The following is a 25,557-nucleotide window of genomic DNA, read 5'->3' on the forward strand; positions in this document are numbered from 1 at the left end:
AGCGATGGACCTGGGGCTGCTTATCGACAACGAAACAGTGGACGCGGCGGATGGCGGGACCTTCGTGCGGAAATCGCCGGTCAGCGGCGACGTTGTGACGACCGTGGCTGCGGGCAAGGCCGCGGATGTGGACGCCGCTGTTCAAAGCTGCGCCGCCGCCTTCCCGACCTGGGCCGCCACCGCGCCCGCGGCGCGCCGCAAGATCCTCAACGACTGCGCCGATGCGCTCGAGGCGCGCTCTGCCGAATTCGCAGAGCTCGGCGCCAAAGAGACCGGCGGCACGGCCCCCTGGATTGGCTTTAACGTGATGCTGGCGGCGAACATCCTGCGCGAGGCCGCGGCGATGACCACCCAGATCAAGGGCGAGATCATCCCGGCCAACAAGCCCGGCTGCCTCTCGATGGGCATTCGCCAGCCCTGCGGCGTGCTGGTGGGCATGGCGCCCTGGAACGCGCCGGTGATCCTTGGCGTGCGGAGCTTTGCGATGGCCCTGGCCTGCGGCAACACCGTGGTGATGAAGGCCTCCGAGAAATGCCCCGGCATCCACGTCCTGATCGGGCAGTGCATGATTGATGGCGGGCTGCCCAAGGGCGTGCTCAACGTGGTCAGCCACGCCGCCGAGGACGCGCCCGAGGTGGTGAACGCGCTGGTCGACCACCCGCTGACGCGGCGCATCAACTTCACCGGCTCCACCCGCGTGGGCCAGATCATTGCCGAGCGCGCGGCCAAGCACCTCAAGCCCTGCTTGCTGGAGCTGGGCGGCAAGGCCCCGCAGATCATCCTGGAGGATGCCGACCTGCAGGGCGCGGTGAACGCGGCAAATTTCGGCGCCTTCATGAACCAGGGCCAGATCTGCATGTCGGCGGAAAAGATCATCCCGGTGGACGGGATCTATGACCAGTTCCTTGACGCCTTCACTGCCAAGGCCGCCGCGATGAAGACCGGCAAGCCCGACGAGCAGGTGCATATCGCCTCGGTGGTGGACCGCGACACGGTGGACCATGTCGCCGGGCTGATCGAGGACGCGGTGGCCAAGGGCGCCCGCGTGACGACCGGCGGCGCGCCCGCCGAGGGTACGATCATGCCCGCGACCATCGTGGCGGATGTGACGCCCGAGATGGAGATCTACTCCGCCGAGAGCTTTGGCCCGGTCACCACCGTGATCCGCGCCCGCGACGCCGCGCATGCGGTCGAGATCGCCAATGACACCAAATACGGCCTGACCGGGTCGATCTTCACCGCCGACACGCGCCGCGGGCTGGAGCTGGCGATGCAGGTGCAGTCCGGCATCCTGCATATCAACGGCCCCACGGTGGCGGATGAGGCGCAGATGCCCTTCGGCGGCACCAAAGCCAGCGGCTATGGCCGCTTTGGCGGCTCCGCCGGGATCGCCGAGTTCACCGAGCTTCGCTGGATCACCATCGAAGACCCCAACCAGCATTACCCGATCTAACCCATGGCAAAGGATGGATCTCAGACAAAAGGCGTGTCCGCAGGCGGCGCGATCTTCGGCAAGCTCAAGGCGCTGGGCGTGGATTATGTGTTCACCAATTCGGGCACGGACTTCCCGCCGATCATCGAGGGGCTGATCGAGGCCCGCGACGAGGGGCTGGACCTGCCAGAGCCGCTCACCGTCCCGCACGAGATGGTGGCGGTGGGCATGGCGCATGGCTACTACCAGATCTCCGGGCAGGCGCAGTCGGTGATGCTGCACACCAATGTGGGTCTGTCGAACGGCGCCACCGGGGTGATCAACGCCGCCTGCGACCAGGTCCCGATGTTCGTGATGTCGGGGCGCACCCCTGTGGCCGAGAGCGACCGCTTCGGCGCGCGCACCGTGCCGATTGGCTGGGGCCAGGAGATGTACGACCAGACCGGTCTGGTGCGCGAGGCCTGCAAATGGGACTACGAGCTTAAATTTGCAGACCAGGTGTCCGAGGTGCTGGATCGCGGCTGGACCGTCGCGAATTCCACGCCCACGGGCCCGGTCTACTTGAGCCTCCCGCGCGAGGTATTGTGCGAGCCTTGCCCTCCCGCGGGGCTCGATCAGCCGTCCAAGATGGCGCCCTCGCGCGGTGCGGCCAATCGGGATGATCTCGCGCAGGCCGCCGAGCTGATCGCCAAGGCCAAGCGCCCGCTGGTGATTGCGCAGCGCGGGGCGGGGTCGCAAGAGGCCTTTGACGCGCTGGCGCGGTTCGTCGAGGATTGGGCGCTGCCCGTCTCGATGTATTGGGCCAACCAGATCGCGATCCCCATGGCCAGCCCGTGCCATGTGGGCTGGAACCCAGACGCGCTGCTGAAGGAGGCCGACGTTGTGGTGGTGATCAACGCGCTCGCGCCGTGGTTCCCAGACCGCGCGTCGCCGCCCGAGGACGCCAAGGTGATCAATATCGGCCCGGACCCGCTCTTTACGCGCAACACGCCGATCCGCAACTTCCGCTCTGATGTGACCCTCGCGGGCGAGACATCGACGGTGCTGCTCGAGCTGATCGAGGCGGTGAACGCGCAGGATCGCGATGCGAATAGCATCGCCGCCCGTCTCGAAAGGGTCGCGGCGCTAGCCGAAGAGAACCGCGCGCAGGTGCGCGCCACCGCCGCCAAGGGCAACAAACAGGTCACGTCCAAGGAATGGGTCGCCCATATCCTGGGCAAGCTGATCCGCGAGCAATCCGCCAATGGGCGCAAGTCCTCTGTGTTCCACGAGCTGGGTTGCCCGCTGCCGCAATTGGAGCTCGACGAGCATCTGAACTACTTCCAAGAGCCGCATTCCGGTGGTCTCGGCTGGGGGCTGCCTGCCGCGGTTGGCGGGCAGCTGGCCGATCGCGACCGTCTGGTCTTCGCCACGATGGGCGATGGCTCCTATATGTTCGCGAACCCGGCCGTGTGCCATCAGGTGATGGAGGCGCTCGAGCTGCCGGTGATCACCTTGGTGCTCAACAACGAGGAATGGGGCGCGGTGCGCCACTCGGTCGAGGGGCTCTACAAGGGCGGGCGCGCGGCGCAGGCCAATGACGTGCCGCTGACCTCGCTGCGGCCCAGCCCGGATTTCACCAAAACCGCCGAGGCGAGCCGCGCCTATACCGAGACCGTCACCGATGGGGCCGAGGTCGAGGCCGCCTTGCGGCGCGCCATCAAGGTCGCGACCCAAGAGAAGCGCCAAGTGCTGCTGAATATCGCCATTGAACGCACGGGGCCGCACTGAAATGCCCTCAGCTTATGACAGGAGCAAAATCTAGATTAGGCTGGATCGCAGGAATCGCTTATATAATTCACATCAATGGGAGGAAACCATGACAATTCTGAAAACCATCCTGGGCGGGGCGGCGGCTTTGGCGCTCTCGACAGCGGCCTATGCTGACGAGCTAAAGCTGGCGCATTTCTCGTCCACCAAGTACCACCTGCATAACGAGATGTTCCTGCCGCTGGCAGAGCAGATCGCCGAGGCCACCGGCGGCGCGACCACGATCCGCGTCTACCCCGGCGGCGAGCTGGGCAAGGGCCCGGTTAAACAGTATGACCGCGTTTTGGACGGCGTTGCCGACATCGTCTACGCGCTGCCGGGCTACACCGCCTCGCAGTTCAAAAAGACCCTGCTGGTGGAGTTCCCGGGCATCGTCCCCGGAAACGAGGACATCACCAAGAAGATGTGGGAGAACATCGACATCATCAGCGATGAGTTCCGCCGCACCAAGCTCTTGGGCGTCTGGACCGCTGAACCCGGCAAGCTGCTGATGGCCGACAAGAAGGTCGAGAAGCTGTCCGATCTGGCCGGCCTGAAGATCCGCGTGCCGTCCAAGAACACCGGCCTGGTGGTCGAGGCCTGGGGCGCGACCGCCGTGTCGATGCCGATCACGCAGGTCTACACCTCGATGGAAACCGGCGTCGTGGACGGCGTGCTGGTGGACACCTCGGTTCTCAAGAGCTTCAAGCTGGGCGAGGTGACCAAATACGTGACCACCGGAATGGACGGCTCGAACTCGGTGTTCATGCTGGTGATGAACCGCGACAGCTGGGACAGCCTGGACGCCGACACCCAAGCCAAGCTTGAGGCCATTGCGGGCGCCGAGATGTCCCAGGGTGGCCACGTGACCATGTCGACCGCCGGCGTGAAGGCGCTCGAGGCCTGGGCCGCCGACGGTGGTGAGGTCGTTGAGCTGTCAGCCGAGGCGAAGGCCGAGTTCGACGCCGCCTCCGTCGCGCTGGCCGAGAAGATGATCGCCGAGCTGGAAGCCGACGGGGTGAGCGCCGCTGAATGGGCGGCAGCGCTCAAGTAAGCGATGTCGGAGCTTCCCGAACTGAAGAAGGGCGCTCGGGGTTTACCTGAGCGCCTTTTGCGAGGGGTCGCCCTACTCGGGGGGCTCGTCCTCTTTGCGCTCATGCTGCTAGTGACCTGGGCGGTCTTCGCGCGCTATGTGCTGAATGACCCGATCCTGGGCGATACAGAGCTGGTCAAAATGGGCATGGCGTTGGTGGTGATGATGGCGATGCCCTACGCGGCCTGGCAGGGCGCGCATATCCGGGTGGACATCCTGGACGGCAAGCTGGGCGAGCGGGGCCGCTTTGTGGCGGATGTCTTCGCCCGGGTGGTGTCGATCTTCGTGCTCTATCTCCTGATCACCAAGACCTATGACAAGGCCTGGGACGCCTGGGAATACGAGGACGTCACCAATATGATCGAGATCCCGGTCTGGGTCCCCTACACGGCGATCACCGTCGGCATGGGGCTCTTTGGGCTGGTGCTGCTTTGGCAGTTGGTCGCGCAATTCCGCAGGGGGGTGCGGGGCTATGAGTGAGACACTGATCGGCGTCATCGGTATTGGCGCGCTGTTCTTTTGCCTGGTGGCGCGGCTGCCGGTGGGTATGTCGCTTTTGGTGGTGGGGTTTGGCGGGATCTGGTGGCTGGACGGCTCGCGCGCCGCGATCGCGACAATGTCGTCAGAGACCTATTCCTCGGTGACGGCCTATGGGCTGTCGATCATTCCTTTGTTCGTTTTGATGGGCAACGTGGCGGGGGCCGCGGGGTATAGCCAGAAGTTATACGAGGCGGCCTATGCCTGGATCGGGCGCCTGCGCGGCGGGCTTGGCGCGGCCACGGTGATGGGCTGCGCGGCCTTTGCGGCGGTCAGCGGGTCCTCGGTGGCCACGGCGGTGACCATCGGCAAGGTGGCCCTTCCGCAGATGAAGCGCTTTGGCTACGCGGACGGGCTGGCGACGGGCTCCGTCGCGGCGGGCGGCACGCTGGGCATCCTGATCCCGCCTTCGACGGGCTTCGTGCTCTACGCGATCCTGACCGAGGAGAGCATCGGCAAGCTCTTCATCGCGGGCATCCTGCCCGGGCTGTTGCTGTCGCTGCTCTTTGTGGTGGTGATCGTGATCGTCACGACGCTGAACCCCGAGCAGGGCCCGGCGGGCCCGACCACCACCTGGGGCGAAAAGCTCTGGTCCACGCTGATGTCCATGCCGCTGATCGGGGTGATCCTGGTCTCCATCGGCGGGATCTACCTGGGCGTCTTCACGCCGGTCGAGGCCGCGGGCGTCGGCGCGTTCCTGGTGACCGTGCTGGCGCTGGGCACCGGGGCGATGAAGATCTCCAAGATGCCGGACATCTTGATGGAAACGGTGGTGATGACCGCCATGCTCTACCTGATCATCATCGGGGCGCATGTCTTCGGGCCGTTCCTGGCGCTGACGCATATCCCGGCCACCCTGGCCGAGGGGCTGCAGTCGCTGGGGCTGGGCGCCTATGGCACGCTGCTCTTGATCCTGATCGGCTACATCATCCTGGGCATGTTCTTTGACGGGCTGGCGATGCTGGTGGTCACCATGCCGGTGGTCTATCCGATCATCACGGCGTTCGGCTTCGACCCGATCTGGTTCGGCGTGGTCTGCGTGATCGTGATCGAGATGGGCCTGATCACGCCGCCGGTGGGGATCAACGTGTTTGTGGTCAAGGGCGTGGCGCAGGGCGTGCCGATGGCAACGATCTTCCGCGGCGTGCTTCCGTTCTGGTTCGCCATGGCGGTGTGCCTGCTTCTGCTGGTGCTCTTCCCGCAGATCGCGACCTTCTTGCCGACGCAGATGAAGGGGTAGCGTAGGTTCCATTGTCGGTGAACCTTGGCCTGGAGCGGGCGTTGGTGCGTCACAATTTTCTTGCAAGAAAATTGCGAAACTCTTGCAAGAGTTTCTTCAATGCGACCCGCATTGAAGATTTTGCCGCATCCTCTTGCCCGCTTGCGGGCCCACTTTCCTTGGAAGGAAAGTGCAAATCTCTTACAAGAGATTTGGCGCGCGCCAAGGGCGCTCCGGGCCAAAACCCTACTTGCGCGCAGCCTTTTCAGTAATGCCCGAGATGCCTTCCCGCCGCTCCAGCTCGGCCAGCACATCCTCCAGCGCCACATCCCGCGCCGCCAGCATGACCAGCAGGTGATAAAGCACGTCCGCCGCCTCGGCGGTCAGCGCGTCTCGGTCGCCTTTGACGGCTTCGATGATCGCCTCAACGGCCTCCTCGCCGAACTTCTCGGCGCATTTCTCGGGACCCTTGGCCAACAGCCTTGCCGTCCAGGAGCTTTCCGGGTCCGCGCCCTTGCGAGCCGCGATTGTCTCAGCGAGCTTGCTTAGGCTCATGAGTGCCACTCCTCCATGCGACTGTCTTTCATGAAGACCGCATCAGTCATTGCAAACGCGTCCTGCGCAAATGGGGTGTCCAGCACGTCCAACCTGTCGAGGTATACAGCGACGGATTTGTCTCCGTGAGAGGCGAGGTCAAGCAATCTGAAACTTTCGGCCTCCTTGTTGAACTCCACACCAAAAATCAGGCGTGACTCTGGTGCCGCGCCTTCTGACCAATCGCCGACGCCGACCATGATGGTGGGATAAACCTCAAGGTGACCGCGAGCGTGGCTTGTCCAATAGAACCCCAGCCAATTCCCATCATGCTCGAGATCACCACGCAATTCCACAGTATGCCTGCCACAGCAGTCGCAAGGCGTCGATTTACAGTCGCCCTCAAGGACCGTGATATCTTCCCAGGTCAGACTCATTGCCTCATCGGGATCCCGGCGGCGGCCATATGCGCCTTGGCCTCGCCGATCGTGTAGTCGCCGAAGTGGAAGATCGAGGCAGCCAGCACGGCGCTGGCCCCGCCCTTGGTGACGCCCTCGACCAGGTGGTCCAGTGTACCGACGCCTCCGCTGGCGATCACCGGCACGTTCACGGCGTCGCTGATGGCTTTCGTCAAAGGCAGGTTGAACCCGGCCCGCGTGCCGTCGCGGTCCATCGAGGTCAAGAGGATCTCGCCCGCGCCCTTGGCCACGACGGTGCGCGCGAACTCTATTGCGTCGATGCCGGTGGCGCGGCGCCCGCCATGGGTGAAGATCTCCCACCGGCCCGGCGCGACCGTCTTGGCGTCGATGGCGCAGACGATGCACTGGCTGCCAAAGCGCTGGGCGGCCTCGGCGATCACGTCCGGGTTCGCCACCGCGGCGGAGTTAAAGCTGACCTTGTCGGCCCCGGCCAGAAGGAGATCGCGCACGTTGTGATGCGTGCGCACCCCGCCGCCCACGGTCAGCGGCATAAAGCAATTCTCGGCGGTGCGCCGCACCAGGTCGAACATGGTGCCGCGGTTCTCCTCGGTGGCCATGATGTCCAGGAAGCACAGCTCGTCCGCGCCGGCGGCGTCATAGGCCTTGGCGGCCTCCACCGGGTCGCCGGCGTCCACCAGATCGACGAAGTTCACGCCCTTCACCACGCGGCCCTCGGCCACGTCCAGACACGGGATGATACGCGTTTTCAGCAAGCTCTCGCCTCGATCTAGGGTTCACGCGGTCTTTTATGGCCAAGCTTGGCTGTTGGCCAGAGAGTTGCGGCGAAACATGTTTGGCAGAGATTGCGTATTGAGATCACTTTCTTGCGCGCAATGCCGCCCATGTCGGGCATGCCGCCGCCCGGCTTCTCGGGCCTCTCTGTAACCATAGCCACGGCGGTGAAAGGCAAACCCCTAACCCGGGCAGCACCTTGCAGTGGAATGGTAAGGCCCGTTGTGAGCCTAAGAGATGGATGCTGCAATGTTCACGAACCGCGTCTTGCGCGTGCAGGCGTTCAACCGACCCAGTTCTTGCGCTTTCCATTTTGGTCGCTTTACGAGCGCATGAAACGGGTCGCTCCACACCTGTTGCGTTCCTTAGTTGGATGCCATGTAACTGTTGAAAGGCATGACTATGGAACTCAATGACAAAACTATCATCATCACCGGGGCGAGCAGTGGAATCGGTGCGGCGGCAGCTCTTCTGTTTGCGTCGGAGGGGGCGAATGTAGTGTTGGGCGCGCGCCGCGAAACACAGCTGAACATGCTCGTCGGGCAAATCACGAAAAGCAATGGGCGCGCTGTTTGCCTCGCGGGTGATGTGAACGACGAAGCTTATGCCAAGGATCTTGTTGATTTGGCAGAGAAGCAATTTGGTGGCCTGGATGGCGCATTCAACAATGCAGGCATTCTGGGTGATATGGGTCCAATTCCAGAAATGAATTCAGACAATTGGCAGTCCGTCCTTTCAACAAACCTCACCAGCGCATTCTTCGCGGCCAAAGCTCAGCTTCCTGCAATGGAGAAACGTGGCGGCGGGGCGATAGTGTTTACGGGAACCTTTGTTGGCTACAGCAACGGTGGTATGCCTGGGATGGGCGCCTATGCCGCATCGAAGGCCGGATTGATAGGGTTCGTTCAGTCTCTGGCGGCGGATCATGCGGCGCAAGGCATTCGCATCAATACAATTTTACCTGGCGGTACGAACACCGATATGGCTGGTGATGACCCCGCAACGCATGAACTCATCGCTGGGCTGCATCCCCTGAAACGCATGGCTGAACCCAGGGAGATCGCTCAGTCAGCGTTGTTTTTGCTGTCAGACCGGGCAAGTTTCATTACAGGTTCTCCGGTAGCAGTCGACGGCGGCATGGCGACGCGCCTGCTTTAAGAAGTTGCCGTTGGTCACTTGGTGGTCAACGGCAACTCCGCCCGCAGAGCGACCATCAGCACCCGCACAAAAAAGAAGGGGCCGCTATGAGCCCACTTTGCCCAGTGCTGCTTGCAGCATGAACGGCGATTTCCATGTATAGTGAGGTATCACCGCAAAGGGAGGGCCAAATATCTATCCTACGGCAGGACGCAGGTTGCATAAAAGACGGTGACGGTGAGTGAGTGCGTCAAGTAAAGCCGTCAAAGAGAAAAGTATGATTTTTGAAAGATCGCTGTCATAGTTGCTTGGCCGCACAATAACCGTGCGGTGTTTTAGAAAGGATATCATTGTGAAGTTTTTTATTTATGTAACTTTGCTTTTCGCCAGCGCATCAATTTCTTACGCTGGCCAGGTCTTGGATGTTTCTTCTGTCGGGACCGGGATGCAGAAAACACAGGCTCACGTAATTGGTGAAGGTCATGTCATTCTGCAAGCTTTGACTGAGTATCAGGCATTTGAGTCTGCCGACCCCAACAGTCCACTTTCAAGCCTGTCTGGCGATTGTTTCGGCGCTATCGAAATTGTTGTGAATCAAGCAACTGGCGGCGGAAATTGCATCTTCGGCGACGGCGACGGTAACGCGACCGCAACCAGCTGGTCAGTGACTGGCTTCGGGGCCAACGGGTCTTTAATGGGCACTTGGAGCTATGTCGGCGGGACGGGCACATTTACTGGCATCACTGGCGGCGGAACATTCGATTCAGTGACCGACCAAGCAACCGGCATGTTCTCCAACCAAATCAGCGGCGCTGCATACCTGCCTTAACAAGAAAACTCACTTTGAATGTCGCAAAATAGAAGGCCCTCCCGCGGGAGGGCCGACTTCGCTGGTTGGGCTCATTCGGCGTGTCGTCCGGGGTTGCGCGGGCGCGCGAATACACCACGACGTTTCAAACGATATGAAATCCAGTGCGCAAAAGGGCGCGGCCAAACAAGGGGCGTCAAGTTGACAGGAAGCGCCCGCGACAGCGTTCGGCTTTGACGCGAAGCGCGGCATAACCTACTGATGTTGCGGGCATTTCGCTTTAGTTGATGCGCGAGAACGTCTCGCCGCGGCAGACCGCGCCGCCGAGCACGCAGCCCTCGATCTTGACCATGTTGGACCCGCTGAGCGTCAGCTTGCCGCGATAGGTCTTGTCGTTGTCCGGGGCCCAGACCTTGCCGCCCTTGTAGACGCCGCCGCCGCTGGGCTTCATGCCCCAGATCATCTGCTTGCCGACCGACGACGTGTCGCCGCCGCCACCGACCTTGGTGATCACGCCGCAGATGTCGCTGCCGCAGGCATCGATCTTGACGTGCAGATAGGCGCCGTCTTCGTTGGTGGGCGACTTCCAGGTTCCGTGCACCGCGTCCGCGGCCGCGAAAACCGTGCTTGCAATCAAAGCCGCGCTGGCCAGAATTAGCTTCTTCATATCATCCTCCCATGACCTGTGCGCACTGTGCCAAATCGCCCGCCCGTCGATCAAGTCTTACGTCGGGTCCGCTTGCAAGTAACGCGGCGACCTGCCAAGGAGCGGCGCGAGCAAATCAAGGGCGAAACGACATGATCCTCTACCCCGCCATCGACCTTAAGGATGGGCAATGCGTGCGGCTCTATAAGGGCGAGATGGCGCAGGCCACGGTGTTCAACGACGACCCCGCGGCGCAGGCGAGGGCGTTCCAGGACGCGGGCTGTGAGTGGCTGCATCTTGTTGATCTCAATGGCGCTTTTGCGGGCGCGCCGGTGAACGGCGCCGCCGTCGAGGGCATCCTGAAGGCGGTGGATGTGCCCGCGCAGCTGGGCGGCGGCATCCGCGACATGGCCACCGTCGAGGCCTGGATAGCCAAGGGCCTGGCGCGGGTCATCCTGGGCACCGTCGCGGTGGAGAACCCCGACCTGGTGCGCGAGGCCGCAAGGGCCTTTCCCGGCCAGGTCGCCGTGGGCATCGACGCCCGGAACGGGCGCGTCGCCACCAAGGGCTGGGCCGAGGAAACCGACGTGCAGGTCATTGATCTGGCAAAGCAATTCGAGGACGCGGGCGTGGCCGCGATCATCTATACCGACATCAACCGCGACGGCGCGATGCAGGGCCCGAATGTCGAGGCCACAGCGGGCCTGGCCAACGCGGTGAGCATCCCGGTGATCGCCTCTGGTGGGGTCTCTTCACTGGACGACCTGCGCACGCTGAAGAGCTGCGGCGCGCCCCTGGATGGCGCGATCTCTGGGCGCGCTCTCTATGACGGCGCGATTGACCTGGGCGAGGGGCTGGGGGTGCTCAAGGGCGCGGGCTCGGCCGGGGGCTGAACGCGATACCTTAACGAGACGTGACCGCCGCGCGCCCGCCTTTCCTGCGAATCATAGGTTAAGGCCTTATTTTATTGGCAAATCCGGTGTCGGACTTTTGTCGGCAAAACGTCGGACTTGCGTCGGGCACGCTGCCCGCAAATCGCATGGTTAACAGAGCGAACGCTGGCCGCGCGACGGCCTGCCGCATCACATTGGCCCGCCACGGCCCCCATCTAAGCCAGAGAAGGGAGCCCCGCATGCCGACAGAAATCCGTGCCATCCCCCTGCCGCAGCACAGCGCCTTGCAGACCCGCATCGCGCCGGATGACTTCGTCGACTGCTACGCCGTGCCGTCCGAACTGCCCCTGCGCGCGGCGGCCGAAAGGATCGTGGCCTTCCCGCTTTGGGTGCGCGCTCTGGTGGGGCTGCGCAGCGTTCTTGTCGCGCCCTTCGGGCTGCTGAGAACCGGCCCGGAGGGGCGGCCCAAGCTGGGCCCCTTTCCGATTGAGCAAGAGACCGAGACCGAGATCATCGCAGGATTCAACGACCGGCATCTGAACTTTCGCATCGCGGTGCGGGCGGAGGGCGGGCAGGTCTCGCTGGCGACCTGGGTGCATCGGCATAACTGGCTGGGGCGGGCCTATCTGGCGGCGATCATGCCGTTCCACATCCTAGTGGTGCGCGACGCCGTGGCGCGGGTTTCGCGCGCGGGGTGACGGCGGGCTGACGGCGGAGTGAGCGCGGGATGACGGCGGGCTGACCATGGCAAATCACACCCAAGGGTCGATCCAAGACTCGACAGATCGCCTTTTTCGCGTTCTCATGGGGCATATTTTCTTGAAAGGATTACCCCATGGCCGACCTCATCCAGCCGCAGGCCCTTGCGGCGCTGCCAGACGCGATCGACGCCCACGTCTCTGCCGGCAACGTGATTTACGACTTCCTACAGGCCGAGGACGCGCTGCTGCGCGTGGTCCTCGAGCAGTCGGCGGACAGCGCGCTTAGCCCGCAGGGGGCGGCGTTCGACAACCCCGAATTCGGCATCCTTCCCTTCCTGGCCAAGAACATGGACGCGCCGCAGGTCTCGCCGCTCTTGCCGGACGAGGCCAAGACGCTTTTGAAGCTTGCCGATGACAAGGGCCTGATCCCGCCGCCCACGATCACCATGGACGCGTTCAGCGCGTTTGCCGACACATTCGCCGAGTTCGCCTATATCGGCGCGGATGGCACCGCCTATGGGTTCGCGCCCTACGAGCAGCTTAACGTCCACTGGGTGCTGTGCATCGTGAACGGGTTGCTGACCGAGTTCGTGCACGGAAAGGCGCATTTCGGGGCCGACATGCCGGAGCCGATCTGCATGCCGGATGGCGAAGTGACCCTGGCCATCGCCGGCGATTGGGGCACCGCGGAGGGCGGCGCGGTCGCCGTGCGCGGCGCGATCACCTCCCCGAAGGCGCCGGACTACCTGATCCACCTGGGCGACGTGTATTACACCGGCACCCCCAAGCTGTCGGAGAAGTTCTATTTCGGACCCGGCACCGAGCAGTCCAACCTGGTGGACTTCTGGCCCGATATCGGGACCGGCATCTCTTTCACCATGAACTCCAACCACAAGATGTATCCCGGCGCCTGGGGGCTTTTCGACGACGCGCTTAGCTCTGCCACGTTCGCGCATATGCAGAACAAGAGCTACTTTCTTTTGCAGAACAGCACCTGGCAGATCTTTGGCCTGGACAGCGCCTATAACAGCCCCGACTTCATGTATATGTATGGCGCGCTATGCCAGCAGCAGATTGAGTTCGTTCAGAAATACCGCGACACCAAGCGGCGCGCGATCCTGATGACCCATCACAACCCCTATGACCTGACCGGCACCAAGAAGCGGGTGAAGGACGGGGGGTCGCTGTTGCAGGACGTGACGACGGCTTTCTCGGGAACGCTGCCGGAATATTGGTACTTCGGGCACGAGCATAACGGGATCGTCTACAACGACACCGCCGGTACGCTGGGCTGCAAGATGCGCTGCACCGGGCACGCGTCCATGCCCTATGGCGCGCCCTGGGGCCTGGTGACGGAGCGCGCCACCACGCCGCCCTACAAGGCGGGCGACTACATCAGCACGGTGGATTTCGCCGCCAGCACGCCGCTGGAGCCGAGCGACCCCAAGGGGCTGGTCAAGAACGGTTTCATGCGCATCACCCTGGGCGAGAATGGCATCACCGAGGCGTTCTTTGACCAAGACAACACGCAGACCTGGTCGAACGAGCCCGCTTAAGATCCGCACCCGGAAGGGCGGAGGGCGTTGGCACCCCCTCTGCGCGCCGGGACGAGCCATGCAGCCGTCGGTGACCTTCCGCCCGGCACGGGCTGCGTTAAGCAAATCTCCACCGAATCGCCTAAGGATAAAGGGCGGTAGGGAGGGGGTAACCGTTGCCACGCAAGTGGTTAACGGGCGCTCTGGCTATTCACCATGCCTTAACAAACGCTGCTTTTGCCGGCCCCAGTCCCGCTTGGCCTCGGTCGCCCGCTTGTCCACGGTTTTCTTGCCCTTCGCGATGCCGATCTTCAGCTTCGCAATACCCCGATGATTGAAGTAAAGCACCAGCGGCACCAGCGTGAAGCCCTTGCGCTGGGTGTCCGACCACAGCCGCGCCAGCTCTTTTTTCGACACCAACAGCTTGCGGCGGCGCTTTTCGATATGCGGATAGCTGCGGGCGCGGTCATAGGGCGCGACATAGCTGTTCACCAGCCACAGCTCGCCATCGCTGACCTCGGCATAGCTTTCGGCGATGTTGGCGCCGCCCCCGCGCAGGGACTTCACCTCGGAGCCCTCAAGGATGATCCCGCATTCCAGGTCATCCTCGATGGCATAGTCGTAGCGCGCGCGCCGGTTCTCGGCGACGACCTTATAGTTCGGATCTGTCTTCTGATTGGCCATGGTCTGGCCCATGTAGGCAGCCGCAGGGCGCGAGTCCAGATGCTTGACGCCTCGCTGCGTCCCGCCGATACCGGATGCATGTTCGCACAGATCGCCATTGGCGCCGGATTGATCGTGACCACGGCGGTGGTCGCCGGCCTTGGCTTTCTGGCGGTCGAACAGGTGCTCACGCGGCGCGCGGGCTGGCTTTCGACCCCGCCCCTGGTCCCAAAGCGGCTCGCCATTCTATGCGCCTCGGTGCTTTGGTTCCTTTGCGCGGTGTTTGTCGCCATCGCCCTATGGGCGCTGGTCTATCTGCGTTTGGGGCTGTTTGAGAGCTTTGAGGAGGCCACGTATTTCTCGATTGTCTGCTACACCACGCTGGGGTTCGGAGACATCCTATTGCCAGATGAGTGGCGCCTGCTGAGCGGGTTAGAGAGCCTCAACGGCCTGCTGATGATCGGGCTGCAGGCGGCCATGCTGATCGACGTGATGACGCGGATCCGGCGGCACCAATCCGCCGGGGTGGGCGATTAGAGGCTGTCCTCGACCCGGAAACCGTTTGGGATCGCATCGCGCCCCTCCAGCACCAGATCCGCCATAACCTCGGCCACTTTTGGGGCCATGCCAAAGCCGATCTTGAAGCCGCCATTGGCCACGAAATGCCCTGGCCGGCCCGGCCAGTTCCCGAGCATCGGCGCGCGGGACCGCGCCCGCGGCCGCACCCCTGCCCAGCGCTGCACCACGGGCGCGTCGCGCAATACAGGGCATTTCGCCAACGCCTTCGCATGCAGGGCATCCAGCTGAGCGTCCGTTGCCACTGGGTCATCAAACGCACGCTCGCTGGTAGAGCCGATTGCCACGGTGCCGTTTTGGTGCGGCACGATATGCACCCCGTCGGCAAATATCTGCGGCGCGTCGGGTCTCTCAAAGCCAAGCGTCAGCGCCTGGCCCTTCACGCCGTTGCCCACCTGTTTGCCGATCTCATGCGACAGGGCGTCGAGCCCCTCAGCGCCTGTTGCCCAGATGACGGGCGTGCCGTCAGGCGCCTCGTCCCCCTGAGCAATCTGAGAGCCCAGCGCCGCGACCGCCGCGGCCAGGCTCTGGCAGGCCATCATCGGGTGAATGCGCCCCGACAGCGTGTCATGCACCCAGTGCCCGGTCGGGCTTTGCGGGCCCCAATCGCCGCAGCTCTGCAGGACCTGCCATTGATAGGCCTCGGCCCAATGCGCGCGGGCGCCCGCGATGCGGGCCTGCGCCAGCTCCAGCCCGCGGGCGTTCTCGACCGCTTGCACCCGCCCCAGGCGGGCATAGCCGCTGGAGCGCCCCGAGAGCGCGTCAACTTCGGCAAAGAAAGACTGCGCCATGGTCAGGCTTTCGAACTGGAATTGCTTCTTGGGGTTCCAGTTCTCAGGCGTGTGCGGCGCCAGCGCGCCCACAACCCCGCCCGAGGACCCCGCCCCGACGCCCCTGCGCTCTACCACGCGCACCGCAGCGCCGCGCCGCGCGCAGGCGAAGGCAATCGACAGGCCGAATATGCCTGCCCCCATGATCGTCACATCCGGCGTTGCCAATCCCGCGCCCCTTGCCCATTGTCGCTCGGTCAAACCTTAGGCGAGCGGGCGGCGATGGACCAGCGGGCAGAGATAGAATGGCGGGGTAAAGTGCCGGTTTCGCGGCGCTTTGACGACCCGTATTTTTCGCTGGAGGACGGGGTGGCCGAGACCGAGCACGTGTTCCTGCGCGGCAACGGCATCCCGCAGCGCTTTCGCCCCGGCTTTCACATCGCCGAGCTTGGCTTTGGCACCGGGCTGAACCTGCTGGTCGCATGGCGCGCCTGGATCGACGCGGGCCTGGAGGGACCGCTGCGTTTCACCAGCTTTGAGGCCTTCGCCCTGAGCGCAGAGGACATGGCCCGCGCCTTACAGGCCTACCCCGCCCTGGCCGAGCTGGCAGCGCCCCTGGTGGCCGCCTGGGAGAGCGGGCAGGACCTGCGCACCGACACGCTGCATCTGAATGTGGTTCTGGGCGACGCGCGCGAAACCCTGCCCGAATGGGGCGGCCAAGCCGATTGCTGGTTCCTGGACGGCTTTGCCCCGGCGCAGAACCCCGAGCTTTGGGAGCCCGCGCTGATGGCGCAGGTCGCGCGACACACCGCGCCGGAAGGCAGCTTTGCCACCTACACCGCCGCCGGGGCCGTCCGGCGCGCCCTGGCAGAGGCGGGGTTCAGCGTTGAGCGGCTCCCGGGCTTTGGGCGCAAGCGCCACATGACCGCCGGGCGCCTGGTGTGACCACGCAGAACACCCGCAAGGGCATCCTCTTGATGGCCCTGACGATGGCGATATTTGCCATCCAAGACGGGTTCTCGCGGCACCTGGCGTCGGAATACAACGTCCTAATGGTGGTGATGATCCGCTACTGGTTCTTTGCCGCCTTCGTGATCGCGTTGGCGCTGCGGGCGCAGGGCGGGCTGCGCGCCGCGGCGCGGACCGAGCAGCCGGGGCTGCAAATCGGGCGCGGCGTGCTGCTGGCCGTCGAGATCTGCGTGATGGTCAGCGCCTTCACCCTGCTCGGGCTGGTGCAGAGCCACGCCATCTTCGCAAGCTACCCGCTTTTGGTCGCGGCGCTCTCCGGCCCGGTCCTGGGCGAGCGCGTGGGGCGGCTGCGCTGGCTGGCCATTGGCGTGGGATTCGTCGGCGTCCTGGTGATCCTGCAGCCGGGCTTTGTCGCGTTCTCCAGCGCGGCCCTGGTGGCGGTCTGCTCGGCGCTTTTATTCGCGCTCTACGCGCTGCTGACGCGCTACGCCGCGCGCCGCGACAGCGCCGCGACCAGCTTTTTCTACACCGGCGTGGTGGGCGCGGTGGTCTCCACCGCGGTGGGCTTGTGGTTCTGGGAGCCGATGAGCCAAGGCGACTGGGCCTGGATGATCCTGCTCTGCATCTCGGGCGTGGCCGGGCACTGGACCCTGATCAAATGCTACGAGGTGGCCGAGGCCAGCGCGGTGCAGCCCTTTGCCTACCTGCATCTGGTCTTCGCCGCGGCGCTGGGCGTGCTGGTCTTCGCCGAGACCATACGGGTGAGCGTGATCATCGGCGCAGGCATTGTGGTCGGCGCGGGGCTGTTCACGCTTTGGCGCGAGCAACGCGCCGCCGCGCGACAGCAACCCGAGAGCCCGGCTTTGGGCGAGGTCCGGGAATAACTAAGGGGATTGGCGATCCGGGCGGCGGCGCGGGGCCATCACCGCGCCTGGAGTTCCTCCATCAGCCGGATCGGCTGCACCTTCCCGGTCAACCGCGCGCGATAGACAGGCAGGCTTTCGGCCACGCGCATCACGTAGTTGCGGGTCTCGTCGAAGGGGATGTGCTCGATCCAGTCGACCACGTCCACCGAGCTGCGGCGCGGGTCGCCATTGGTCTCCATCCAGCGCGTGGCGCGCGCCGGACCGGCGTTGTAGCCCACCGAGATCAGCACGATGTTGTTGCCGTAGCGCTCGGTGAGCTGCGCCAGATAGGCGCTGGCCAGCCGCACGTTATAGGTCGGGTCGGTGGTCAGCCGGTCGAACTGGTAGGGCAGGCCCAGCTTGCCCGCCATCTGCTCGGCCGTCCCGGGCATGAGCTGCATCAGGCCGCGCGCCCCGGCGCCGCTGACCGCGGTGGGCCAGAACTCGCTCTCGCGGCGCGCGATGGCCAGCGCCAGCGCCTTTTCCACCGGCAGGCTGTCTGGGCCCAGATTGGTCAGCGGGTAATAGGCCCGGTTCGCCACCATGCCCTCGCGGGCGATCTGCTTGGCGACGCGTACGGCAATATAGGGATCGCCCAGGGAGGCGGCAAAGCTGCCAAGGGCGACAAGCTCGTCCTGGGCGGTGCTCTCGGAGAGGTGGCGCAGGAAGCGCGTGACCTCATAGGGCTCGCCCGACTTAAAAAAGATCTGTGCCGCGGCAAAGACCGAGCTTTTGGCGAAAGCGGTCTCGGCCAGCGGTTTGCCATCGGTGGCACCGGTCAGCGCGGGGTCCATCGCGGCGCCAATTTTTTCAGCCGCAAGCAACCCGTAAAAGCTGGTCTGGTGCTTGGCGGCCTTGCCAAAGGCCTCGCGCGCGGCCTCGGCCCGGCCCTGCGCCTCATAGGCGCGGCCCTCCCAATAGCCCGCGCGGCCCAGGCTGATCGGGGTGAAGACCTGCGCCCGGAAGCGGGTGAAATGCTCTAGCGCTGCCTCTGGGTCGTCGCGGTAGCGCAGGGCGATATAGCCCGCCAGCCATTCCAGATCCGCCAGGTCCGAGCCCTTTGCGATGTGGCTTTGGCTGGCCAGCGCATAGGCGCGGCGGGGGTTGCCGTTGCGCATCTCCTGGCGAGCCAGGATGCGGCGCCAGCGCGCCCAGGCCTCGGGGCGGCCCAGTTTCGCGGCGCTCTTGCTTTGCGCGATGATCAGGTCCGCGGCCTGGCTGCGCTGCTTCTTGGCGACCAGCCATTCCATGCGGTCACGGGCAAGCCCAGGATCGCCGGACACCGCCGCGGGCAGGTCCTTCCAAAGCTTGTCGGCGTTACCAGAGCGCGCTTGCAGCGCCAGCCGCGCCTCGGCCAGCGCCTTCTGATCGCCGCGGGCGAATTTCAGCACCCGGCGCGCGGCGTCGCGGTCCTTGCGCCAGAGCGCGTCCTCCAGCCGGTCGGCGTGGTAGGGCTTTAGCGCCTGGCCGTGCTGGGCGAGGAACTTGGCCTCCTCCTCGGCGCTCATGGGCAGGCCGCGCCAGGCCTCAATCAACGCCTTCCGCGACCTCTGGAAATCGCCCTTCACCGCATGGGCCTCGGCCAGGCGCAACGCGCCCTGGCCGGTCTGCGGCGCCTGCGGCTTGAAGTATTCCAGCACGCGGTCGGCATTCGGGCGGTCCTGGATGGTGGCCTCGCCGCGCCGCCGCAGCAGCTTGAGCCCCGGCCAGTCGGCATTCCTGGACAGGAACGCCTGGTAGTCCTCGAAGCTGCCCTGGCCCGCGCGCAGGCGTTGCCATTCGATGATGTCTACCGCGACGGGCCCCTCTAGCGACGCCAAGCGTCGGGCGTCGTCCCAGTCCTCCTTGCGGGCCGAGACCAGGGCGAGACGGAATTCGTGCCCATCCAAGAGCGCTGCCGGGCGCGGTATGGGCGACCGCGCGGCCAGGGCGGGAATCTGCGGCACCGCTGCTGGCGCGGCCTCGCTGTTGGCAACAGGCGCACCCGTGACCGGCACCACAGAGCCAGGCCGCGGCGCGGGCCGGATCGAATCCGTAGCCGCGAACGCACCCGCCCCCTGCACCAGCCCTATCACCAGCGCGACGCTCGCAAGCGCCCAAACCTCAATTCTTGCTTGACCCATTACGGGGTGGAGGGTAGCGGGCAATGGCCGCGAGGCAAACACACAAACTTGGCATCAACCGCTTGACTGGCCGGACTTCGCCGAGCCGCAAGGGGAATTCGAAAGGAGCGCATCATGATTAAAGGGTCCCTAACCGCCCTGGTGACGCCGTTCAAGGACGGCAAGCTGGATCTGGACGCGCTTAAACGCCTGGTTGACTGGCAGATCGAATGCGGCACGGACGGGCTGGTCCCGGTGGGCACCACGGGCGAGAGCCCGACGCTGAGCCACGAAGAGCACGACCTGGTTGTCGAGACCGTCGTCAAGGCCGCCGCGGGCCGGGTGCCGGTGGTTGCGGGCGCGGGGTCGAACTCCACCGAAGAGTCGATCCGCCTGGCCAAGCATGCCGAGGCCGTGGGCGCCGACGCGATCCTGGTGGTCACGCCCTATTACAACAAGCCGACCCAGGGCGGGCTTTACGCGCATTTCAAGGCCGTGCATGACGCCTGCGGGCTGCCGATCATCATCTACAACATCCCGCCGCGCTCGGTCGTCGACATGACGCCCGAGACGATGGGCGAGCTGGCCAAGCTGCCACGGATCGTTGGCGTCAAGGACGCCACCGCGGATCTGAGCCGCGTGTCGATGCAGCGCATAACCTGCGGGCCGGACTTTGTGCAGTTGTCGGCCGAGGACCCCACCGCGCATGGCTTCAACGCCCAGGGCGGAGTGGGCTGCATCTCGGTCACCGCGAACGTGGCCCCGGCGCTCTGCGCCGCGCTGCAGGACGCCTGCGCCGAGGGCGACTTTGCCACGGCGCTGGAGATCCAGGACCGACTGATGCCGCTGCATAAGGCGGTGTTCACCGAGCCCGGGCTGATCGGCGCCAAATACGGGCTGTCCCTGCTGGGCCGCTGCGAGGAGGACGTGCGCCTGCCGCATGTCGGGCTGTCCGACGGCACCAAGGCGTTGGTCAAGGACGCCATGGTGCAGGCTGGGCTTCTGAACTAGCGCGCTGGCGCTCACAAAGGGCGGGCGCCGCTGCCAAACCTACGGCGCGCCGCCCGCTGCGCTGCCCGGGAAGAGCTGTGACATCAGAACCGAGCGGCCCGTGTCCTGCACGATGCGCACATGCCGCCGCCGCATCTCGCGCGGGCTCTGCACGCCCACGGAATGCGCGATGGTCTCGACCTCTTTGACGATGCCCTTGGCATAGGCCGCGACCTTCGCGTGCTTCTCCTCGGGCACCAGGCCGCGCTGGAAGCGCTTGTTATGCGTGGTGATCCCCGTGGGGCAGGTGTTTTGGTTGCACTTGAGCGCCTGGATGCAGCCCAGCGAGAACATGAACCCGCGCGCCGAGGTGATGAAATCCGCCCCCGCGCAGAGCGCCCAGGCCACGTCGCCCGGCACCATCAGCTTGCCCGAGGCGACGATCCGGATGCGGTCCTTCAGGCCGTATTCGTCCCGCAGATCCACCAGCAGGGGCAGCGCCTCGCGGATCGTCATGCCCACAAGGTCCATCAGCGGCAGGGGCGAGGCCCCGGTGCCGCCCTCGCCGCCGTCGATCGTGATAAAGTCGGGCGCCTCGCCGCGCGCGTTGATCAGCGCAAAGAACGGCCGCAGCGCCTCCGGGTCCCCCATCACCGTCTTGATGCCCACGGGCTTGCCCGTGACCTCGCGCACCCGGGCGATCAGGTCCAAGAGGTCGCCGAAATCGTCCACCTCGACATGGCGGTTGGGCGAGATGCTGGCCTCGCCCGCGCGGATGCCGCGGATCTGCGCGATCTCGGGCGTGACCTTCTCGGCGGGCAGGATGCCGCCCTTGCCGGGCTTGGCGCCCTGGGCGAGCTTGATCTCGAACATGCGCACCTGCTCATGGGCGGCCACCTCGCGCAGCTTGTCGTCGCTGAGCGCGCCGGCCGCGTCGCGCACGCCGTATTTCGCGGTGCCGATCTGGAACACCAGATCCGCGCCGCCTGAAAGGTGATAGGGCGAGACGCCGCCCTCGCCGGTGTTCATCCAGATGCCCGCGCCCTGCGCCCCTCGGCTCAGCGCCTCGACCGCGGGTCGGGAGAGGGCGCCGTAGCTCATGCCGGAGAGGTTGAAGAAGGAACGCGCCGCGTAGGGGCGCCGCGCGCCGGGCCCGATCACAAGCGGCGGCGCGCTGGTGGCCTGCTCATCCAGCGGCGGGAAGGCGGCGTTCACAAAGATCGGCGTGCCGGGCACGCCGAGGTTGCGCGTCGAACCAAAGGCCACCGTGTTGCCCTTGCCGCCGGCGGCGCGCTTGACCCAGTCGCGCTGCGCGCGGTTGAACGGCAGTTCCTCGCGGTCCATGGCGAAGAAATACTGCCGGAAGAACTCGCCCAGCTCAGTGAAGATGTGCCGGAACCGCCCCAGCACCGGGTAGTTGCGCCGCACGGCGTCCGCGGTCTGCGTGCGGTCGATCACAAACAGCACCGCGACCAGCAGAACGCCCAGGCCGACGATGAACACAAATGTCAGCGCCAAGAATTCCAGCGAGCGGGCGGTGAACTCCATATAAAGCATCAAACATCTCCCAAACGGTCACTGGCGCAACTGTCCGCGCTTCCACGGCGCTGCGCAACCCGGCCCGCGATACTGTGATCCAAGGTGAAGCGCCTCCCGGCGTGCGCGCGGTGTTGCGCCTGAAAGACCGCGCCCACAAAACCCGTTCAGATGCCCTTGACCGGGCTCGGATCCAGGGCCCTAATTCGGGCATGACCTGGATCCGCGCCTGCGCCACCGAGGATATCGAGCAAGAGGACCTGATCCGCTTTGACCGCGGCGGGCAGACATACGCGATCTACCGGTCGCCGCAGGATGAGTTCTTCGCCACGGACGGGCTCTGCACCCATGAGGCGGTGCATCTCGAGAACGGCCTTGTGATGGGCTACGTGATCGAGTGCCCCATGCATAACGGCCAGTTCGACTACCGCACCGGCGCCGCGATGCGCGCCCCGGCCTGCGAGGCGCTGCGCTGCTACCCGGTGAAGGTCGAGAGTGGCGCGGTGTTCCTGCAGCTGGCAGAATGAGCCGCCCACGCGCCGGTGACGACGAAACGACAGCGCTGCCAAAAGCGGATCGCGAGGCTCTTCTTCTTGGCCAAAAATACGGCGGCGCTACGGCGCGCCGAACGCAACGCCGCGGGATGCGCCGCCGCGCGTCTAGCCCCGAGCGCCCGCAAGGCGTCAGCCTGAGGACGCGAGGTAAACATGCACGCCGTAGGCGTTCCTTTTAGGAACGGTTCGCCGCGAGCTTGGCGTCCACAATGGCCACGCCTTGGTCGACGGCGTCCATCTGCATGCCCAGGGTCCCGGCGATCTGCTGCACCACCTTGTCGACGCGCTCGATATGCGGCGCACCGGCATAGATCGCGCGCGCAGCCGAGGAGGGTTTCAGCAAACCGTTCGCCGCGTTGGCGTATTTCTCAAAGGGCACCTGGTCCGCGGGGTCCGCGCCCAGCTTGCGCGCCAGCGCGTTGACCCACGCGTAGATCGCGGCCGAGGTCTCGATATCGCTATGCACGGCCTCCTTGATCGGGCGGGCCTCGCCCTCGGTCACGCAGCGGTAGTTGCCGGTCAGCAGCATGGACCACTTGGCCAGGGGCACAAAGAGCGACTGATGCACGCGCAGCTTCACCGGCACGTCCTTGCCGTCCAGCCGCACGGCGGCGATGTCTGCCTCTAGCTGCTCCAGGATGGCGGTATGCGCGGGGTCGCCAAAGGCGGCGGCCTTGAAATTCGTCGGCAGCCCGACATGCAGAAAGTTCAGCTTCTCCTCTGGCGGGCGGAAGGCCTGCGGATCCGGCGAGCAGAGCGTCATCAGCTCGGGGTCGAACGGGTCCCAGACGCTGGCATCTGTGAAGCATCCGCGCAGCGCCTCGGCGTCGAGCCCGGGCAGGCGCTTAAGATACGCAAGCGGTGGCATGTTCATGATCGACATTGCGGGCACGCGCGCGGCGGCGATGCGTGCAAGCAGGTCCTTGACCTCTGCCGCGCGGTATTGCGGCTCCTGCATGGCCATGGCCACCAGATCATAGTCGCCCGGTACGGCGTCCCCGGGGGCCACCGCGTCCAGCTTGCCCGGCTGGTCGGCGGATCTGATCAACCGTGGCGCGTCCTCGCCCCGCAGGGTGATGCGCACCACCGTGCCGTCGGCGTTGATCAGCGCGGCTTCCTCCGGCAGGCAAACCAGCGTGACGTCATGCCCCGCCATAAGAAGCTTTGTCGACAATAGCGAGCCGTAGGAGGCCCCAAGGATCATGATGCGCATCGTTCTACCCTAGTTTTGGTAACATTTTTTTACCGATCTAAGCCATTAAGCGCCAATGCCAACCGGTTTCTTTGTCAAATCCTGATTTTGACTTCGCGGAGCGTTGGTCGAGTACATTCCTTTCGCTCGGGCGCCCCAAAGAGAAACTTTGCTACCCTGCCGCAGAAGGGCGCGCTTGCAGGGCGGTCAGCAAGTACGAATCACGGACCCCGGCGGATAACGATGACGGAAACCGGCCTTGAGACAGTCGCTGCTCTGGACGAAATCACTCTTTTGGCGCTGCAAGCCCGCTCGAGGGCGCGATAGATGCCGCCCTCCGAGATCATCGTTCCCGTCAACGCCAAGCAAGAGGCCGCCGTCGCTGAGCGCATTGCGGCATCCCGGCGAGGTCGGCGTCGTGAAGCGGGTCACCAAGCTCACCACGCCTTGCGTCGCCCGGCGCAGTGAGGTCCGAGCGGCCACAGCCGCGATGTTTGACCTCAAGCTGTGGCAACCGCCAAAGAACCCAATCAAGCGCGTGGTTCACGAACCGGATACGCTGAGCGCTTCGGCGGTCCCGCGACGAATCCTCGCGGCGGGCAAATCTCAACGAATTCTTAACCCCGGAGACAGAACCTAAATATGGGTGGGAACCCCGCGGGTACGAGCGGGTACGAGCCGCGGCTCCCACCCGGATCTATGATCCGGGACGAATCACCAAGATTTTGCTAACAAAACCCAATGCGCGGCTGCACTGCGCCCAATAAAGAGCACAGCTCCAGCTTAGGTCGACTCCGGAGGGTAGCGACCCGCAGTAAGCCCCGGACCAAGCCTTGCGAAGAAACGCGGTGGGACAGGTTTGAATTGCGGGCGCTTGCCCCGAACCCGATGCCGCAGGTCAAAAGGCAGGGCGTTTTAGATCGAGCCTGCCTCGACCATATAGTTGTTCGCCGTGCACATTGCCGCGTCGTCCGAGGCGAGAAACAGCACCATACGCGCCACGTAAACCGGGTCGATGAGGTCCGGCAGGCATTGCCGGTTGCGGTGGTTCTCGAGCGCCTCGGGCGTCGCCCAAAGCTCTTTCTGACGTTCGGTCATGATCCAGCCCGGCACCACGGTGTTGACGCGGATGCGATGCGCGCCCAGGTCCCGCGCCATGGTCCGCGTCAGGCCATGCACCGCGGACTTGGCCGTCGCGTAGGCGGGGAAACCGCCGCCGGCCTCCCACCAGCTGTTCGAGCCGACATTCACGATAGCGCCACCGCCCCCGACGATCATGTCCGGCGCAATGGCTTGGATCGCAAAGAACATGTGCCGCAGGTTCGTGGCCATGCGCTCGTCCCAGTATTCCGGCGTCACCTCGCGCCAGTCGTGCCGGTCATCGCGCGCGGCGTTGTTCACCAGCACCTGCGCGGGGCCGAGCCGCTCGCGCAGCGCCGCCAACGCCGCCTGCACCGCCGGGATGTCCCGCAGGTCGGCCAGCTCATAAGTCACCCCGTCATGTGCGGCCGCCATTTCAGCGCTGCCGTTGGCGTCCAGGTCGATGAACCCGACCCGCGCGCCCTGGGCGGCGAAGCCCTTGACGATCTCGGCCCCGATCCCCGCGGCGCCGCCCGTCACAATCACGGTCTTGCCCTTCAGGCTTGGGTAGTTGGCGAAACTCATGGCGGTCTCCAAAGGCTTGGGCGTTCGCCAGCGGCATACCGCCCTTTGCGGTCAGAGGAAACCGGCGGGTTCGCCGCATTCGCTCGACCAGGGCGCGCCCA

Annotated in this window: 25 protein-coding genes; 15 read left to right on the forward strand and 10 right to left on the reverse strand. The window is 64.9% G+C overall.

Annotated features, from left to right (window positions below; genetic code table 11):
* The first annotated feature begins 4 nt into the window (after positions 1-4).
* The 5 genes from AIOL_RS22660 to AIOL_RS22680 all read left to right on the forward strand — a co-directional run bounded on the left by AIOL_RS22660 (position 5) and on the right by AIOL_RS22680 (position 6,090).
* Entirely contained in the window at positions 5-1,453 is a 1,449-nt protein-coding gene (locus AIOL_RS22660; RefSeq protein ID WP_049645062.1) for an aldehyde dehydrogenase, read from the forward strand.
* Between the two features lie 3 nt (positions 1,454-1,456).
* Positions 1,457-3,202, forward strand: coding sequence for a thiamine pyrophosphate-requiring protein (locus AIOL_RS22665; RefSeq protein WP_049645063.1), 1,746 nt, complete (start codon positions 1,457-1,459; stop codon positions 3,200-3,202).
* A gap of 88 nt (positions 3,203-3,290) precedes the next feature.
* Positions 3,291-4,274 carry a TRAP transporter substrate-binding protein gene (locus AIOL_RS22670; RefSeq protein WP_049645064.1) on the forward strand — a complete coding sequence of 328 codons (984 nt, stop codon included), beginning with the start codon at positions 3,291-3,293 and terminating at the stop codon, positions 4,272-4,274.
* A 102-nt stretch (positions 4,275-4,376) separates the two neighbouring features.
* A complete protein-coding gene (locus AIOL_RS22675; protein WP_049645065.1) occupies positions 4,377-4,793 on the forward strand; it encodes a TRAP transporter small permease in 417 nt (138 codons plus the stop codon).
* A complete protein-coding gene (locus AIOL_RS22680) occupies positions 4,786-6,090 on the forward strand; it encodes a TRAP transporter large permease (RefSeq protein WP_049645066.1) in 1,305 nt (434 codons plus the stop codon). Before AIOL_RS22675 ends, AIOL_RS22680 begins: the two co-directional genes overlap by 8 nt.
* Before the next feature lie 225 nt (positions 6,091-6,315).
* On the opposite strand, the gene AIOL_RS22685 is transcribed toward AIOL_RS22680, so the two are convergent.
* The 3 genes from AIOL_RS22685 to hisF are packed head-to-tail and all read right to left on the reverse strand — an operon-like array spanning position 6,316 to position 7,795.
* Positions 6,316-6,624: a phosphoribosyl-ATP diphosphatase gene (locus AIOL_RS22685; protein WP_049645067.1), complete on the reverse strand. Its 309-nt coding sequence runs from the start codon at positions 6,622-6,624 to the stop codon at positions 6,316-6,318.
* Positions 6,621-7,040, reverse strand: a complete 420-nt coding sequence (locus AIOL_RS22690) for a hypothetical protein (RefSeq protein WP_049645068.1) — start codon at positions 7,038-7,040, stop codon at positions 6,621-6,623. The genes AIOL_RS22685 and AIOL_RS22690 overlap by 4 nt, the downstream gene beginning before the upstream one ends.
* The gene (gene hisF, locus AIOL_RS22695) at positions 7,037-7,795 is read right to left on the reverse strand and encodes an imidazole glycerol phosphate synthase subunit HisF (RefSeq protein WP_049645069.1); all 759 of its coding nucleotides are present in this window, start codon (positions 7,793-7,795) and stop codon (positions 7,037-7,039) included. The genes AIOL_RS22690 and hisF overlap by 4 nt, the downstream gene beginning before the upstream one ends.
* Positions 7,796-8,216: 421 nt before the next feature.
* On the opposite strand from hisF, the gene AIOL_RS22700 reads away from it, so the two are divergent.
* The gene (locus tag AIOL_RS22700; RefSeq protein WP_049645634.1) at positions 8,217-8,972 is read left to right on the forward strand and encodes an SDR family oxidoreductase; all 756 of its coding nucleotides are present in this window, start codon (positions 8,217-8,219) and stop codon (positions 8,970-8,972) included.
* Positions 8,973-9,303: 331 nt separating this feature from the next.
* Positions 9,304-9,780, forward strand: coding sequence for a hypothetical protein (locus tag AIOL_RS22705; protein WP_049645070.1), 477 nt, complete (start codon positions 9,304-9,306; stop codon positions 9,778-9,780).
* A 259-nt stretch (positions 9,781-10,039) separates the two neighbouring features.
* Here the strand turns inward: AIOL_RS22705 and AIOL_RS22710 are convergent, their stop codons facing one another.
* The gene (locus AIOL_RS22710) at positions 10,040-10,426 is read right to left on the reverse strand and encodes a DUF2147 domain-containing protein (protein WP_049645071.1); all 387 of its coding nucleotides are present in this window, start codon (positions 10,424-10,426) and stop codon (positions 10,040-10,042) included.
* Positions 10,427-10,557: 131 nt separating this feature from the next.
* Here AIOL_RS22710 and hisA point away from each other — a divergent pair, with 131 nt between their 5' ends.
* From hisA to AIOL_RS22725, 3 genes are all read left to right on the forward strand, one after another.
* Positions 10,558-11,298: a 1-(5-phosphoribosyl)-5-[(5-phosphoribosylamino)methylideneamino]imidazole-4-carboxamide isomerase gene (gene hisA, locus AIOL_RS22715; protein ID WP_049645072.1), complete on the forward strand. Its 741-nt coding sequence runs from the start codon at positions 10,558-10,560 to the stop codon at positions 11,296-11,298.
* Positions 11,299-11,537: 239 nt separating this feature from the next.
* The gene (locus AIOL_RS22720) at positions 11,538-11,996 is read left to right on the forward strand and encodes a DUF2867 domain-containing protein (protein WP_049645073.1); all 459 of its coding nucleotides are present in this window, start codon (positions 11,538-11,540) and stop codon (positions 11,994-11,996) included.
* 137 nt (positions 11,997-12,133) lie between these two features.
* Positions 12,134-13,555, forward strand: a complete 1,422-nt coding sequence (locus tag AIOL_RS22725; protein WP_049645074.1) for a metallophosphoesterase family protein — start codon at positions 12,134-12,136, stop codon at positions 13,553-13,555.
* A 186-nt stretch (positions 13,556-13,741) separates the two neighbouring features.
* Here the strand turns inward: AIOL_RS22725 and smpB are convergent, their stop codons facing one another.
* Positions 13,742-14,218, reverse strand: coding sequence for an SsrA-binding protein SmpB (gene smpB, locus AIOL_RS22730; protein ID WP_049645635.1), 477 nt, complete (start codon positions 14,216-14,218; stop codon positions 13,742-13,744).
* Between the two features lie 39 nt (positions 14,219-14,257).
* On the opposite strand from smpB, the gene AIOL_RS22735 reads away from it, so the two are divergent.
* Complete coding sequence (locus tag AIOL_RS22735) at positions 14,258-14,734, forward strand: potassium channel family protein (RefSeq protein WP_235439141.1); 477 nt, start codon at positions 14,258-14,260, stop codon at positions 14,732-14,734.
* Here the strand turns inward: AIOL_RS22735 and AIOL_RS22740 are convergent.
* A complete protein-coding gene (locus tag AIOL_RS22740) occupies positions 14,731-15,771 on the reverse strand; it encodes an NAD(P)/FAD-dependent oxidoreductase (RefSeq protein WP_049645075.1) in 1,041 nt (346 codons plus the stop codon). The genes AIOL_RS22735 and AIOL_RS22740 overlap by 4 nt on opposite strands.
* Before the next feature lie 54 nt (positions 15,772-15,825).
* Here AIOL_RS22740 and mnmD point away from each other — a divergent pair, with 54 nt between their 5' ends.
* Both mnmD and AIOL_RS22750 read left to right on the forward strand, forming a co-directional pair.
* Complete coding sequence (gene mnmD, locus AIOL_RS22745; protein WP_049645076.1) at positions 15,826-16,488, forward strand: tRNA (5-methylaminomethyl-2-thiouridine)(34)-methyltransferase MnmD; 663 nt, start codon at positions 15,826-15,828, stop codon at positions 16,486-16,488.
* On the forward strand, positions 16,485-17,396 hold the full coding sequence (locus AIOL_RS22750) for a DMT family transporter (protein ID WP_049645077.1): 912 nt from the start codon (positions 16,485-16,487) through the stop codon (positions 17,394-17,396). Before mnmD ends, AIOL_RS22750 begins: the two co-directional genes overlap by 4 nt.
* Before the next feature lie 38 nt (positions 17,397-17,434).
* Here AIOL_RS22750 and AIOL_RS22755 read toward each other — a convergent pair whose 3' ends face one another.
* Complete coding sequence (locus AIOL_RS22755; protein ID WP_053101352.1) at positions 17,435-19,540, reverse strand: lytic transglycosylase domain-containing protein; 2,106 nt, start codon at positions 19,538-19,540, stop codon at positions 17,435-17,437.
* A 114-nt stretch (positions 19,541-19,654) separates the two neighbouring features.
* On the opposite strand from AIOL_RS22755, the gene dapA reads away from it, so the two are divergent.
* Entirely contained in the window at positions 19,655-20,530 is an 876-nt protein-coding gene (gene dapA / locus AIOL_RS22760; protein WP_049645078.1) for a 4-hydroxy-tetrahydrodipicolinate synthase, read from the forward strand.
* 39 nt (positions 20,531-20,569) lie between these two features.
* Here the strand turns inward: dapA and AIOL_RS22765 are convergent, their stop codons facing one another.
* Positions 20,570-22,057 (reverse strand): FMN-binding glutamate synthase family protein, encoded by a 1,488-nt coding sequence (locus tag AIOL_RS22765; RefSeq protein WP_049645638.1) that lies wholly within the window; start codon positions 22,055-22,057, stop codon positions 20,570-20,572.
* Between the two features lie 200 nt (positions 22,058-22,257).
* Between AIOL_RS22765 and AIOL_RS22770 the strand changes: the two genes are divergently transcribed.
* Entirely contained in the window at positions 22,258-22,572 is a 315-nt protein-coding gene (locus tag AIOL_RS22770; RefSeq protein WP_049645079.1) for a MocE family 2Fe-2S type ferredoxin, read from the forward strand.
* A 202-nt stretch (positions 22,573-22,774) separates the two neighbouring features.
* Here the strand turns inward: AIOL_RS22770 and AIOL_RS22775 are convergent, their stop codons facing one another.
* Together AIOL_RS22775 and AIOL_RS22780 are read right to left on the reverse strand one after the other, a co-directional pair.
* Positions 22,775-23,812: a ketopantoate reductase family protein gene (locus AIOL_RS22775; protein WP_049645080.1), complete on the reverse strand. Its 1,038-nt coding sequence runs from the start codon at positions 23,810-23,812 to the stop codon at positions 22,775-22,777.
* A gap of 894 nt (positions 23,813-24,706) precedes the next feature.
* The gene (locus AIOL_RS22780) at positions 24,707-25,456 is read right to left on the reverse strand and encodes an SDR family NAD(P)-dependent oxidoreductase (protein ID WP_049645081.1); all 750 of its coding nucleotides are present in this window, start codon (positions 25,454-25,456) and stop codon (positions 24,707-24,709) included.
* Positions 25,457-25,557 lie beyond the last annotated feature (101 nt).

It is taken from the genome of Candidatus Rhodobacter oscarellae, assembly GCF_001078595.1.
Taxonomy (GTDB): domain Bacteria; phylum Pseudomonadota; class Alphaproteobacteria; order Rhodobacterales; family Rhodobacteraceae; genus Rhodobacter_B; species Rhodobacter_B oscarellae.

Bases quoted from the DNA above. Each gene is read 5' to 3' on its own strand.
- AIOL_RS22670 (WP_049645064.1), top strand. From the start codon at position 3,291: ATGACAATTCTGAAAACCATCCTGGGCGGGGCGGCGGCTTTGGCGCTC.
- AIOL_RS22710 (WP_049645071.1), bottom strand. From the start codon at position 10,426: ATGAAGAAGCTAATTCTGGCCAGCGCGGCTTTGATTGCAAGCACGGTT.
- AIOL_RS22755 (WP_053101352.1), bottom strand. From the start codon at position 19,540: ATGGGTCAAGCAAGAATTGAGGTTTGGGCGCTTGCGAGCGTCGCGCTG.
- hisA (WP_049645072.1), top strand. From the start codon at position 10,558: ATGATCCTCTACCCCGCCATCGACCTTAAGGATGGGCAATGCGTGCGG.
- AIOL_RS22770 (WP_049645079.1), top strand. From the start codon at position 22,258: ATGACCTGGATCCGCGCCTGCGCCACCGAGGATATCGAGCAAGAGGAC.
- dapA (WP_049645078.1), top strand. From the start codon at position 19,655: ATGATTAAAGGGTCCCTAACCGCCCTGGTGACGCCGTTCAAGGACGGC.
- AIOL_RS22685 (WP_049645067.1), bottom strand. From the start codon at position 6,624: ATGAGCCTAAGCAAGCTCGCTGAGACAATCGCGGCTCGCAAGGGCGCG.
- smpB (WP_049645635.1), bottom strand. From the start codon at position 14,218: ATGGCCAATCAGAAGACAGATCCGAACTATAAGGTCGTCGCCGAGAAC.
- AIOL_RS22725 (WP_049645074.1), top strand. From the start codon at position 12,134: ATGGCCGACCTCATCCAGCCGCAGGCCCTTGCGGCGCTGCCAGACGCG.
- AIOL_RS22700 (WP_049645634.1), top strand. From the start codon at position 8,217: ATGGAACTCAATGACAAAACTATCATCATCACCGGGGCGAGCAGTGGA.
- AIOL_RS22680 (WP_049645066.1), top strand. From the start codon at position 4,786: ATGAGTGAGACACTGATCGGCGTCATCGGTATTGGCGCGCTGTTCTTT.
- AIOL_RS22690 (WP_049645068.1), bottom strand. From the start codon at position 7,040: ATGAGTCTGACCTGGGAAGATATCACGGTCCTTGAGGGCGACTGTAAA.
- AIOL_RS22660 (WP_049645062.1), top strand. From the start codon at position 5: ATGGACCTGGGGCTGCTTATCGACAACGAAACAGTGGACGCGGCGGAT.
- AIOL_RS22780 (WP_049645081.1), bottom strand. From the start codon at position 25,456: ATGAGTTTCGCCAACTACCCAAGCCTGAAGGGCAAGACCGTGATTGTG.
- AIOL_RS22775 (WP_049645080.1), bottom strand. From the start codon at position 23,812: ATGCGCATCATGATCCTTGGGGCCTCCTACGGCTCGCTATTGTCGACA.
- AIOL_RS22675 (WP_049645065.1), top strand. From the start codon at position 4,377: ATGCTGCTAGTGACCTGGGCGGTCTTCGCGCGCTATGTGCTGAATGAC.
- AIOL_RS22765 (WP_049645638.1), bottom strand. From the start codon at position 22,057: ATGGAGTTCACCGCCCGCTCGCTGGAATTCTTGGCGCTGACATTTGTG.
- mnmD (WP_049645076.1), top strand. From the start codon at position 15,826: ATGGACCAGCGGGCAGAGATAGAATGGCGGGGTAAAGTGCCGGTTTCG.
- AIOL_RS22735 (WP_235439141.1), top strand. From the start codon at position 14,258: ATGCTTGACGCCTCGCTGCGTCCCGCCGATACCGGATGCATGTTCGCA.
- AIOL_RS22720 (WP_049645073.1), top strand. From the start codon at position 11,538: ATGCCGACAGAAATCCGTGCCATCCCCCTGCCGCAGCACAGCGCCTTG.
- AIOL_RS22665 (WP_049645063.1), top strand. From the start codon at position 1,457: ATGGCAAAGGATGGATCTCAGACAAAAGGCGTGTCCGCAGGCGGCGCG.